General features: G+C 72.8%; 10 protein-coding genes. 4 read left to right on the top strand and 6 right to left on the bottom strand.

What is annotated here, in order from left to right:
* The first annotated feature begins 176 nt into the window (after positions 1-176).
* The 4 genes from B207_RS0102325 (at position 177) to B207_RS0102310 (ending at position 5,079) form a co-directional block, all read left to right on the top strand.
* Positions 177-1,187 carry a methyltransferase domain-containing protein gene (locus B207_RS0102325; RefSeq protein ID WP_018634897.1) on the top strand — a complete coding sequence of 337 codons (1,011 nt, stop codon included), beginning with the start codon at positions 177-179 and terminating at the stop codon, positions 1,185-1,187.
* A gap of 241 nt (positions 1,188-1,428) precedes the next feature.
* A complete protein-coding gene (locus tag B207_RS0102320) occupies positions 1,429-3,282 on the top strand; it encodes an LCP family protein (protein WP_026310580.1) in 1,854 nt (617 codons plus the stop codon).
* 15 nt (positions 3,283-3,297) lie between these two features.
* Complete coding sequence (locus B207_RS0102315) at positions 3,298-3,939, top strand: DUF1707 SHOCT-like domain-containing protein (protein WP_018634896.1); 642 nt, start codon at positions 3,298-3,300, stop codon at positions 3,937-3,939.
* Positions 3,940-4,152: 213 nt separating this feature from the next.
* Entirely contained in the window at positions 4,153-5,079 is a 927-nt protein-coding gene (locus B207_RS0102310; RefSeq protein WP_018634895.1) for a PAC2 family protein, read from the top strand.
* Positions 5,080-5,098: 19 nt separating this feature from the next.
* Here B207_RS0102310 and mnhG read toward each other — a convergent pair whose 3' ends face one another.
* The 6 genes from mnhG to mbhE are packed head-to-tail and all read right to left on the bottom strand — an operon-like array spanning position 5,099 to position 11,591.
* Complete coding sequence (mnhG, locus tag B207_RS32190; protein ID WP_018634894.1) at positions 5,099-5,509, bottom strand: monovalent cation/H(+) antiporter subunit G; 411 nt, start codon at positions 5,507-5,509, stop codon at positions 5,099-5,101.
* Entirely contained in the window at positions 5,509-5,859 is a 351-nt protein-coding gene (locus B207_RS32185; protein ID WP_018634893.1) for a monovalent cation/H+ antiporter complex subunit F, read from the bottom strand. The genes mnhG and B207_RS32185 overlap by 1 nt, the downstream gene beginning before the upstream one ends.
* Entirely contained in the window at positions 5,856-6,515 is a 660-nt protein-coding gene (locus tag B207_RS0102295) for a Na+/H+ antiporter subunit E (protein WP_230204794.1), read from the bottom strand. The genes B207_RS32185 and B207_RS0102295 overlap by 4 nt, the downstream gene beginning before the upstream one ends.
* On the bottom strand, positions 6,512-8,161 hold the full coding sequence (locus B207_RS0102290) for a Na+/H+ antiporter subunit D (RefSeq protein WP_018634891.1): 1,650 nt from the start codon (positions 8,159-8,161) through the stop codon (positions 6,512-6,514). The genes B207_RS0102295 and B207_RS0102290 overlap by 4 nt, the downstream gene beginning before the upstream one ends.
* On the bottom strand, positions 8,158-8,682 hold the full coding sequence (locus B207_RS0102285; protein ID WP_018634890.1) for a Na(+)/H(+) antiporter subunit C: 525 nt from the start codon (positions 8,680-8,682) through the stop codon (positions 8,158-8,160). The genes B207_RS0102290 and B207_RS0102285 overlap by 4 nt, the downstream gene beginning before the upstream one ends.
* On the bottom strand, positions 8,679-11,591 hold the full coding sequence (gene mbhE, locus B207_RS0102280) for a hydrogen gas-evolving membrane-bound hydrogenase subunit E (RefSeq protein WP_018634889.1): 2,913 nt from the start codon (positions 11,589-11,591) through the stop codon (positions 8,679-8,681). The genes B207_RS0102285 and mbhE overlap by 4 nt, the downstream gene beginning before the upstream one ends.
* Between the last annotated feature and the right edge of the window lie 186 nt (positions 11,592-11,777).

Raw genomic sequence — 11,777 nt, 5'->3', positions numbered from 1 at the left:
CCGAGACCACATCCGGCCCGGGGCACGCCGACGGAGATGCCGGACACCCGCCGAGATGAAACTACTCTCTGCATTCGCATTGAAACTCCACGAGTAGGTCAGGTCGTCTCGCCCAGGCCGCCGGTCGGGCGATGCGGCAGGTGGCACGGCGGACGACCACGAGGTGACGACCACCGGTGACAGCGGTGCGGACGAGCGGGCAGCAGACGAGCGGGCAACGGACGGCCGAAGGCGGCCGGCCGTCCCGCGGCACGCGGCGACTGGCCGCGCCCGCCAACCGGCCACGGCTGCGGCTGCGGCTGCGGCACCAGCGGAACCGGCAGGGCCAGCTCTGGCTCAACATCACCTCGACGCACCTGGTGCTGGCGGACTTCGTCAACCTCGATCCGGCCTTCTCCCCCGGGCTTACCGGCGCCTACCCCGCGCTCGGCTGGGCCCGGGCCCTGCGCCGCGCGCTGCGGAACTCCCGCACGCTGCGCCTGCTGCGCGGGTGGGCCACGGCAGGCCGGCAATGGGCCCGTCGGCCTCGGCTGGCAGCCGCTGCCGCCTTCGCCGCCGCCTTCGTCGCCGCCTTCGTCGCCGCCGCGGTCGCCGTCGCCCGGCGCGGCGTCACCCGGTGCGTGCCCCGATCGGCCGGTGTTCCGGGCCGGCGGCGGGCGGGCCAAAGCCGTCCCTGGGCAGTACGCGGGCAGTGGGAGGCGAGCCGCGCGGCGGTGATCGCTCGGTACCGCCCGCACCGGCGGCTGGCGCTGGACGACGGGTCGGTCGACCACATTCTCTGCGCCCATGTCCTGCAGGAACTGCCCCCGCACCTGGTCGGCCCCGTGCTGGACGAGTACGCCCGAGTGCTGCGGCCGGGCGGGACGCTGCACGTCGTCCTGCCCGACCTGCGCCAGGCGGTCGACCGGTATGTGCGCGGGGACATCGACGCCGACGAGCTGATGGCCTGGCAGCGGGTGGCCGGCGGCCCGGGGGCGGGAGCGGGCGGGCGGGGCGCCCGGTGGCGGCACCGGCCCGATCGGGTGGTGGGGCCACCCAACGGGTGGCTCTACGACGAGCACACCGCGCTGCGCCGGCTCGCCGGCGCCGGATTCGCACTGGCCCCCGGTGCCGCGGCCGCCACCCCCAGCGCCGGGCTGGTCGCGCGCGACCCCGTCTCACTTCACCTGGTGGCCGTGCGCGCCTGACCAGGCGGATGCATCCACCGATCAGCGGAGAACCGATTCGCCGGAGACGTTCCATGCGGGCGCCGGGCGGTCAGCACAGTCCGTTACGCCAGTCGCGCGGCATTCCTGCCCCTTTTCGCACCGCGTCGGCGGTCACATCGATTCTGCGGCCCGGGAACATTACTATTCGTTGACTAGTCGTCAACATTCACCGGTTGCCACGCGCCGGTTCGCGGCGCGGGGTGCGGGGGGAGGCGACGGTATGGCGGATGCGCGGGCACCGCGACCGCGCGGGATCCCCACTTCCACCCCCTCCATCCCGGTCACCGAGAGAGACCACTATGAGAGCACCGCCTACCGCGACGACGAGTCTGACAGCGTCGATGACGACGGCCTCGACGCCGAGTTCGACGGCTGTCACGACCACGACCACGACCACGACCACGAGCGCGCCGCTGACGACGCTGACGACGATGAGCGCGGCACGGACGACGGCGACCGCTGGGACGGCGGCGGGCGGACCCGGGCCGGTGCCGCGGCCGAGCCGGCCCGGCGTGGCCCGCTGCGCCGGGTGCTGCTCGTCCTGACCTCGCTCGTCTCCCTCGGGGTCGTCGCCGTGACCGCAGCCGGCTGGCTCATCGTGACTTTCTACGACCACCGCATCGACCGCGAGACGATCGCGCCGCCCACCGACATCACGGTCACCCGCCCGCCGCCGGCACCGGTCGGCGCCGAGACGTGGCTGCTGGTCGGCTCGGACGTCCGCACCGGCTCGGACGCCGCGAGGGTGGGCGGGGCCAGGTCCGACACGATGATGATCGCCCACCTGGCCTCCGACGGTGCCACGGACATCGTGTCGATCCCTCGTGACCTACGCGTGCCCATCCCGGCCTGGACGGACAGCAGCGGCGTCCGGCACCGGGCCCGTTCCGACCGTGTCAACGCGGCGTTCAACGCCGGTGGCCCCGCGCTGCTCGTCGCGACCCTCGAGCAGGTCGCGGGACTGCGCATCAACCACTACGCGGAGCTGGACTTCACCGGCTTCCGGCAGATGACCTCTGCTATCGGGGGCATCGACGTCTGCCTGCGGGCCTCTCCTTACGTGGAGAGCCACCGGCTGGACGACGGCCGACTGGTCCGTTCGACAAACCTGGACGACCCCAGCGCGGGCTTCACCGGGCAGACCGGCAACAACCACCTGATCGGCGACAACGCGCTTGCGTTCGTCCGGCAGCGGCACGGGTTCGCCGACGGTGACCTGTCCCGGATCAGGCGGCAGCAGACGTTCCTCGCCGCGATCTTCCGCAAGCTGACCAGCGAATCGGTGCTGCTCAGCCCGACCAGGCTGACATCGTTCCTCAGCGCGGTCACCGACTCGGCGGTACTGGACGACGACACCGACTTCACCGAACTGCGCGCACTGGCCACCCGGATGCGTGCCATGACGACCGGTGCGGTGACGTTCTCGACGGTCCCGATCTCCGGGCAGGTCAGCACGCCCGCCTTCTATTTCCTCTACGACCCGGACGATGTGCGGCAGTTCTTCCGGGACATCACGGGCAACACGGTGCCGTTCGAGCCGTCCGACGCCCCGGTTGATCCACTTCTCCCGCCGGACAGGAGTGAGCTGAGCGGATCGCTGCCGCCGGCCGCGCCGGCCACACCGTCGGGTGGCACCGCGGACCGACCGACCGCGCCGCCGGCTGTCGCGCCCACGACACCACCCGCACCGCAGGTCGACCCCAGCGCCACGGCACCGGGCGACCCGCAGGACGGGCCCACCGAGCCCGGCCCGACCGCCGACCCGCTGTTCCCGCCCCAGCCGACCGGGCCGCCGCGACCGGAGACGACCCAGCCGGCGGACGTGAACAACCCGGGCGGCTGGCCCCGCCCCGAGCCCACCGCCTCGGCCACCAGCACCCCGTCGGGCCTGTCGCTGCGGTTGGCGAGCCTCTCGTCGGCCATGGTCACTACGCCGGCTGTGCCCACCACCGGGCCGGCTGTGCCCACCACCGGCGCCACGGAGGCCGCCGCGGTGCGGTCGGGCGGCCCCTCCCCCACGGCGCCCGGGACCGCGGAGCCCCCGGTGACCGCGGCCGCATCCTGCATTTACTGAGGTTACGGTCAGGACATGTTTCCCGCGCTGCCCGAACCGGTCACCGACGGCAGACGACGGGCCTGCACCGACCGACTGCGCACGGCCTGCGCCGCCGGCCTGCTCACCTTCGGCGAGTTCAGCGAGGGGGTGGGACGGGTCTGGGCGGCCCAGACCGCCGCGGACCTCGAGCGGATCCCGCTCGCGGGCGGCGATGCCGGCCCCCGCGGCGGTGCCCTCGGCGAAGGCGGCGGGGAGACGGTCGACCGTACCCGCGCCGAGGAGAAGCCCCGCTCGACCATCGTGAGCCTGCTCGGCGACGGGCGACGCCTGGGACGCTGGCGGATGGCCCGGCGGACTCTGGTCGTCAACGTCCTCGGGAACTGGACCCTCGATCTGCGCGGCGCGCTGCCGGCGGACCAGGCGCTCGCAGACAGAGCCCTTGACCTGCGCTTCGTCTCGCTGATCGGCGATCTCACCCTCACCGTCCCCGACGGTGTGACCGTCGAGACCACCGGCCTGGTCGTGCTCGGGGACCAGCAGGTCGACCTCGCGGGCATCCGGGAACGCCCCGGCATGCCCCGGGTACGGGTGCGCCTCGCCTGCCTGATCGGCGACGTCCGGATCACCAGCGGGTCACGCGTCGGGCGTCCCGACCGGAACGCACGGAGCATGTAGAGCACACGCAGCGCTCCGGCGGAGGTCGGTTGATACTCTCGATCATGTCTCCCGGAGATCCTGTCAAGCAGGCGAGGGTGCTCCCGGGCGATGCTCGTCTCCACAGGGCGTTCCGAGGGGGCCGGAATGCGGAGGCTCGCTGGCGGCTTACTGGTCGCAGGGTGCCACCGCGGATCCCCCCGCGGACCAGATCGGTGAGGGAGGGCTCGACCGATGCGTGATCCCAGAGAGCTCTACGACATCAGGAGCGACCTGGACGACCTGGGCCGCCCCGTTCTGATCGAGGCGATGACCGGTGTCGTCGACGCCGGCGGCGCGGTGGGCCTGGCCAGCGAGCACCTGACGACGGCGCTGCCACACGAGCGGATCGTCACCTTCGACGTCGACCAGCTCATGGACTACCGCTCCCGCCGCCCCCCGATGGTCTTCTACGAGGACCACTGGGAAAGCTACGAGGATCCGGTGCTGAGCATCGAGCTGCTGCGTGACGAGGCGGGCACACCGTTCCTGCTCCTCGCCGGGCCCGAGCCCGACCTGCACTGGAAGCGTTTCACCAGCGCGGTGCGCACGATCATGAAGGATCTCGGCGTGCGGATGTCGGTCGGGCTGAACGCGATTCCCATGGCGGTGCCGCACACCCGGCCGTGCGGCGTCACCGCGCACGCGACCCGCAAGGAGATGCTGGTCAACAACGAGCCGTGGATCCGCCGGGTCTCCGTCCCCGGCAGCGCCGGCCACCTGCTCGAGTTCGAGCTCGGCCGGGCCGGGGACGACGCGATGGGCTTCGCCGCGCACGTCCCGCACTACCTGGCCCAGGCGACCTACCCGGCGGCGACCGAGGCGCTGCTCAGCTCGGTGTCGAAGGCCACCGGCCTGCTGCTGCCGCTGGACGGCCTGCGTTCCGCCGCTCTCGAGGTCCGCGGCGAGATCGACAGCCAGATCGAGAACGGCGGCGAGGCGGCGGACGTCGTGAAGGCCATCGAGGAGCAGTACGACGCCTTCCAGCGCGGGCGCGGCAGCACGCACCTCCCGGTCGTGGAGGGTCCTGACGAGCCGCTGCCCACCGGCGACGAGCTCGGCGCGGAGCTCGAGCGCTTCCTCGCGGAGCAGAGCGAGCCCGGCGGCCCCCAGCCGGGCTGACCCGCTCGCCCGGGCAGGGCTAGCCGGCCCTGCCCGGCGTCGGCGGCGGTTCCGCGCCGCCGGCACCGTCTGTCGGTTCCGGTGGCTTGGGGCGGTGGGCCGATCGGCCGCGCTGCCGGGCCAGGTCGTCCACGACCAGCAGGTCGTGACGCACGCACCCCGTCCGGTAGGCGGCCCGGCCGACCCGCTGCGCGATCACCGGCGCGGTGACGAGCTGCAGGAGCACGACCAGCAGCAGGCCTGCCGCATGGCGGGGTGCGAGCTGGACGGCGCTGCCGACCAGGATCGCCATGAGGCCCACCGTCTGCGGCTTGGTCGCGGCGTGCAGCCGGGACGGGACGTCCGGGAAGCGCACCAGGCCCCACGCGCCGAGCAGACAGAAGACCGCTCCGGTCAGCAGCAGTACCGCGGAGATCACCTGCCGCACCATCAGTGCCGCGCCTCCCCCTGCTCCGGCCCCTGTCGTTCAGGCTCTCGTGGTTCGGGCCTCTCGGACCCGTGTCGTTCGGATTCCCGCTGCTCGGACCCCTTCCGCTCGACCAGACGCGCCGCGGTCACCGAACCGAGGAATCCCAGCAGGGCGACGACCGCGACCAGGGCGATGTTCCAGCCCTCCCTGCGCATCCCGATCTCGACGGTCACCCCTGCGGTGATCAGGATCACCAGGACGTCGAGCGCGACGATGCGGTCGAGATCCGTCGGCCCGACCAGCAGCCGGCCGACAGTCAGCATTCCCGCCGCGGCCAGCAGGACGTAGGTGATCGTGTAGACGGTTGTCATGTCTGCTCCTCCCCGCCGCGCCGCCCGGCCTCGCCGACCTCGCCGACCTGGCGGCGGATGTCCTCGTCGGAGCCGAACACGTTCTGCACGCGGCGGTGCATGTCGAGCACGCTGGCACGGACCCGGTCGGCCATGCCGTCGTCGGCGGCGGCGAGGACGCAGACGTACATCACCCCTGCCTCGTGGTCGATCTCCAGCACGAACGCTCCCGGTGCAAGCGAGATCGCGTTCGCCGTCAGTGTCGAGACGATCTCCGACGATCCGGTCAGCGGCACCTCGACGATCGCCGATCGGGTCCGCGGGCCATAGCGGATCATCTGCAGGGCCACCGCCAGCGCCGACGGCACGAGGTCGGCGAGGAGGCGGCCGGTGAGGGAGAGCGCGGGCAGCAGCCGGAACCGTACTTCCGGGTCTCCGCCGCGCAGCGGGAAGGCGAGCAGCGCGAAGGCCGAGACCAGCAGCCCGCTGATCGCGGCGAGCGGCGTCAGGCTGCCCCAGAGGACCATCCAGACCACCCACAGCCACACCAGGCGCCCCGGACGGCGCAACAGCTCGCGTGCGGCGCCGCGTGTCCCCAGCCCACCGAGGCCCGACGGCTCGCGCTCCGGCACGCCCGGGCCGGGCCCGCCCGCACCGCCTGCGCTCCGGGGGTTCACCGTCCCGCCTCGGGGCCGGCTGTGCCGGGCAGCACCGACCGGATGTAGGTCGACGGTTCCAACAGGTCGTCCGCGGCCCGCTCGCTGAGACCGGCCAACTGCCCGGCGAGCAGCGCCACCAACAGCCCCACGGCCACGATCCCGGCTGTCGCCCAGACCATGGGACGGCTCACCGTGGCCGTCCCGGACCCCGCCATCCCGGGCTCTGCCGCCGCGGACACCGCCGCCGCGGACACCGCCGCCGCGGGCTCCGTGGGCGCGGGCTCCGCCGCCGCGGGCACCGTCCCAGACAGCGCCACCACGGGCTCCGCCGGCACGCGGGTGGGTTCCCGCCGCGGGCCCCAGAAGGCCAGGATCCACACCCGCACCATGACGTAGAGCGAGAGCAGGCTGGTGATCAGACTGGCGGCCAGAGCGAGATCCACCGGCCAGGTCCGGGTCTCGGCGCCGGCCTCGAGCAGCGCCAGTTTCGCGACGAAGCCGGAGAAGGGCGGAATGCCCGCGAGGCTGAGCGCCGGAATTCCGAAGAGCACCGCGGTCACCGGCACCGCCGCCGCGAGCCCGCCCATGCGGCGGGGCACAGATGTCCCGGCGTACCGGGTGATCAGGCCACTGACGAGGAACAGCGCGGCCTGGGCGAGGATGTGGTGCACCATGTAGATGATCACGCCGGCGAGCCCGATCACCGTGAACAGGGACAGTCCGAACAGCATGTAGCCGATGTGGCTGACGAGCAGGTAGGACAGCATCCGGTTCAGGTCGTCCTGGGCGATCGCGCCCAGCGCGCCGACGAGCAGCGTCACCACGGCGGTGGCCAGCAGCAGGATCCAGGCACTGTCGTGCCGGAACACCAGCGTGTGGGTGCGCAGCAGCGCGTACACGCCGACCTTGGTCAGCAGCGCCGCCAGCACGGCCGTGATCGGCGCCGGTGCGGTCGGGTAGCTGTCCGGCAGCCAGAAGTGCAGTGGCACCGCGGCGGCCTTGATCCCGAACACCACGAGCGCCATCAGCCCGAGGGTCTCCGCGAGGCCGGGGGGCAGGGTCCCGATCCGTCCGGCGAGGTCGGCGAGGTTGACCGTGCCGGTGGCGGCGTACACCAGCGCCAGCATCGTGAGGAAGAACAGCGAGGACGTCATGCTGACGATCACGTACGTCATGCCGGCCCGGATCCGTCCCGGGGTGACGGCGAAGGTGATCAGCACATAGGACGAGACCAGCATGATCTCGAACGCTACGAACAGGTTGAACAGGTCACCGGTCAGGTAGGCGAGCGCCACCCCGGCGACGAGGACCAGGTACACCGCCTCGAAGACCGAACTACGGCCGAGCCGGGCCTGTTCGGTGATGCCCTGGCCGATCGCGTAGACGAGCACGGCGAAGGTCACCACCGCGGAGGTGAGCAGCAGCAGGCCGGAGAGCCGGTCCCCCACCAGAGTGATGCCGACCGGGGCGGGCCAGCCGCCGAGGCCGGCCACCAGCGGCCCGTCGGTGTCGGCGATCACGACCACGGCGGCGGCGTCCGCCACCACCCCGGCGATGACGGTGAGGGCCAGGACCCGGCGGGCCAGCACCCACCGGCCCAGCACCAGCACTGCGCCGGCCGCGAGCAGGGGGACCACGACAGGGAGCACGACGAGGATGCTCACGGGCGCCGCCCATGGGCGTCCTGGCGCTCCAGCAGGCCGGGTATGGCGAGCTCGCCCGGCTCGCGGTGGTCCTCCTCGACCACCTGGGCCGAAGCCGACCGGTCTGCGCCGTGACCCCCGTCTCCCCCGACGGCCTGCTCGGCGTGCTCGGCCTGCTCGGCGCGGTCCAGTCCGCGGATCCGGGCGTCCTCGATGTCGTCCCGTACCTCGTCGTCACCGAGAAGGGTCCAGGCCCGGTACGCGAGCGCGAGCAGGAAGGTCGTCAGCGCGAAGGTGATGACGATCGAGGTGAGCGCCATGCCCTGCGGCAGGGGGTCCGACATGGACCCGACCGGGATCGAGCCGATCATCGGCGGCTGGCCGCTCTCGCCACCGACGAGCAGCAGGAGCAGCGTCGTGCCGTGCCCCAGCAGGACGAGTCCGATCAGGACCCGCATGAGCGACCGCTGGAGGAGCAGATACGTCCCGGCGGTGTACAGGGCGCCGACCACCAGGGCGGACGTCAGGTTGACCGGGCTCATGCCACCTCACCACTCGCGGCCCGGCCGGATCCGGCCACCTGTGGTGGCGACGTCCGGGCCGCGCGCTCGGCGTCGGCCTCCTTGTCCACGGCGGTTCCCAGCGTGCGCAACAGTTCCAGCACCACCCCGATGATCAGAAGATAGACGCCGATGTCGAAGAACACGCTGGTCACGAGCTCGACGTGACCGAGGATCGGCAGGTCCCCCTTGAACACATAGCTGTCCAGCACGGGGTCCCCGGCGAGGGCCGGGGCCAGGCCCGCGGTGGCCGCCACCACCAGTCCGGTGCCGATGACCGCCGTCGGGACCACCGGCACGGCGGCACCCACCTTGCGCCGGCGCCCGGCCACATACCGCAGCACGAAGGCGAGCCCGGCGACCAGCCCGCCGGAGAACCCGCCGCCGGTCCGCGTGTGCCCGGCGAACAGCAGGTAGGCGGAGAAGACCAGGACGACCGGGAAGACAGCCCGGGTGGTGACCTCCAGCAGCACGGACCGCGGAGGCATCGGGCCCGGGCCGGCGCCGGGCCCGCTGTCGCCGGGCGGATCGGCCGCACTTCCCGCGGGCGGGCGAGCGAGAAGCAACAGTGAGGCCACACCAAGCGCCGCGACGGCGAGCACCGCGATCTCACCGAGGGTGTCGAAGGCCCGGAAGTCCACCACGATCGCGTTCACCACGTTCGTCGCCCCGGTCTCCTCCGGCGAGCGCGCGATGTACTCCCGGCTGACCTCCACCGACGCGGCCCGCGAACCGCTCGTCGCGATCGCCAGGCCCGCGACGAACGCGCCGACCGACAGTGCGGCGGCGATCCGCGCCAGCCGCAGCGGCGCGGATCGGTCGGCCGTCGAGAAGCGGGCGGGCATCCGGCGCAGCACGAACACGAACGCGACCAGCGAGAGCGTCTCGACGAGGAACTGGGCGAGCGCGAGATCCGGGGCACCCTCCACGACGTACAGCGCGCCGATGCCGTACCCGACCGCGCCCAGCAGCAGGGTCGCGGTGAGCCGGCCCGATGCCCGTACCACCGCCAGCGAGGCCAGGATGACGCCGGCCGCGAGCGGAAGCTGGATCCGGTAGTCCCACCAGGGCAGGTGCTCGGGCCACGAGGACGCCGTGACCAGCGCGCCGCCCGGCACGGCCAGCACCGTGACCAGGATGACGCCCAGATAGACGGGCAGCGAGCCAGCCTGCAGCCGGCCGGTGACGATCACCGCCAGCCGGTCCAGCGCCCAGACTCCGCGCTCGTAGGCCCGCTGGGCGTCCAGGGCGCGGGGCAGCCGCGGCACCGGCGGCCAGGGCCGAAGCCCCCCGGCGAACACCAGTGCTCCCCCGGCCAACGCGATCCCGGTGAGCGCGAGCGGCCAGCCCACGCCGTGCCAGAGCGCCAGGTGGTAGGCCTCGCCGTGCACCGGGAACCCGTCGGCGTAGGCGGCGACGAGCCGGTCGACCGCCGGGTAGGCGATGCCGAGCGCGAGCCCGGCGATCGCCGGTACTGCCGCCGGCGCCACGAACCCCGCCGCGGGCCTGGTCACCGCCCGCGGTGACGCCCCCCGCCGGGTGCCGAAGCCACCCCACAGGAACCTCAGGGTGTACGCGGTCGTCAGCACCGCCCCCACCACGAGGACGGCGAGCAGCACCAGGTCGGCGGCCCCGCCGTCGAGGAGCGCCTCGAAGGCCGCCTCCTTGCCGAGGAACCCCAGGAACGGCGGCAGACCGATCATGGACGCCGCCGCGAGCACGGCGACCGCGCAGGTGCCGGGCAGCGCGCGCCACAGGCCCGACAGCTCGCGGACGTCCCGGGTACCGGCCTGGTGGTCGATGATGCCGACCACCATGAACAGCGCCGACTTGAAGAGCGCGTGCGCGAGGATCAGCGTGGCGCCGGCGATCGCCGCCGTCCGCGACCCGAAGCCCACCAGCGCGGTGAGAAAACCAAGCTGGCTGATCGTACCGAAAGCCAGCAGGCGTTTGAGATCGGTCTGGACCAGCGCGCGGATTCCACCGAGAAGCATCGTCGCCGTCCCGAGGAGCACCGCCGGCACTCGCCAGCCCGCCACCTCGGCGAACGCCGGGGTGATGGTGGCGACGAGAAAGACGCCGGCCTTCACCATCGCCGCCGCATGCAGATACGCGCTCACCGGCGTGGGCGCGACCATCGCGGACGGCAGCCAGGAATGGAAGGGAATCTGCGCCGACTTCGCCAGCGCGCCGACGAGAACGAGACCGAGAGCGACCGCCACGGCCGGGCCCTCGGGAGGCGCCGCCAGAATGGCCGAGATCCGGTAGGTGTCGGCGGCCTGGCCGAGCAGCACGAACCCGAGGAGCATCGGCAGGCCGCCGGTCGAGGTCATCAGCAGGGCCTGCACCGCGGAACGCCGGTCGGCCGCACCCGCCCCACGCTGCCCGATCAGCAGAAACGACAGAACGGTCGTGAGTTCCCAGAAAACATAAAGGGTGAGCAGGTCATCGGACAGGACGAGACCGAGCATCGCCCCCGCGAAGGCCAGCAGGGCGGCGCTCGGCCCGCCGCGGCGCGAGGCCGGCCCGTCCTCGTGGCTGTGGTAGGTGAACGAATAGAGCATCACCATGGCGCCGACGCCGGTGACCAGCAGCGCCATCAGCAGCGCCAGCGGCGACAGCCGGAGGGCCAGCTCCAGGTCGACCGTGCCCGCCCAGGGGACGACCTCGGAGAACCCGTTCCGGGCCGCCGAGGCCGCGGCCGCCGCTGTGGCGCCTTCGGCGTGGGCGGCGCCCGCCCCGTCGAGGACCGCGGGAACGCGACTGGCCAGCCATCCGAAGGTGGCAGCCGGCGCCAGGGCGGCGATCAGGTAGGTGGCACGCCCCAGCCGAGCGCCCAGCGCAGGCAGGATCGCGGCGAGGACGATGTGGGCGACTAGGGCGACGAACACGCAGCACTCCGCTCATGCCGGCTCTCGGACCGTGTCACTGATCTGGCCATCGGTTCGCATCCCCAGATGTCGAGTTGTCAAGGTGTCACGTTGTGCCTGGCGGAGCTCCACCAGCACGCCGGCCGCCGGAGCGTCTCGTACCTGCGGCAACCGCGGGTCCCCGTCCGGACGGGGCACGCCCAGGGA

Origin of the sequence: Parafrankia elaeagni, from assembly GCF_000374165.1 — a bacterium.
In the GTDB taxonomy this organism is placed as follows: Bacteria; Actinomycetota; Actinomycetes; order Frankiales; family Frankiaceae; genus Parafrankia; species Parafrankia elaeagni.
Note: the sequence above shows the minus strand (reverse complement) of the source record. Positions and strands in the feature narration are given on the sequence as shown.

Excerpts from the sequence above, each read along its gene's own strand:
- B207_RS0102320 (WP_026310580.1), top strand. The coding sequence starts at position 1,429 with ATGGCGGATGCGCGGGCACCGCGACCGCGCGGGATCCCCACTTCCACC.
- B207_RS0102315 (WP_018634896.1), top strand. The coding sequence starts at position 3,298 with ATGTTTCCCGCGCTGCCCGAACCGGTCACCGACGGCAGACGACGGGCC.
- B207_RS0102310 (WP_018634895.1), top strand. The coding sequence starts at position 4,153 with ATGCGTGATCCCAGAGAGCTCTACGACATCAGGAGCGACCTGGACGAC.
- mnhG (WP_018634894.1), bottom strand. The coding sequence starts at position 5,509 with ATGGTGCGGCAGGTGATCTCCGCGGTACTGCTGCTGACCGGAGCGGTC.
- B207_RS32185 (WP_018634893.1), bottom strand. The coding sequence starts at position 5,859 with ATGACAACCGTCTACACGATCACCTACGTCCTGCTGGCCGCGGCGGGA.
- B207_RS0102285 (WP_018634890.1), bottom strand. The coding sequence starts at position 8,682 with ATGAGCCCGGTCAACCTGACGTCCGCCCTGGTGGTCGGCGCCCTGTAC.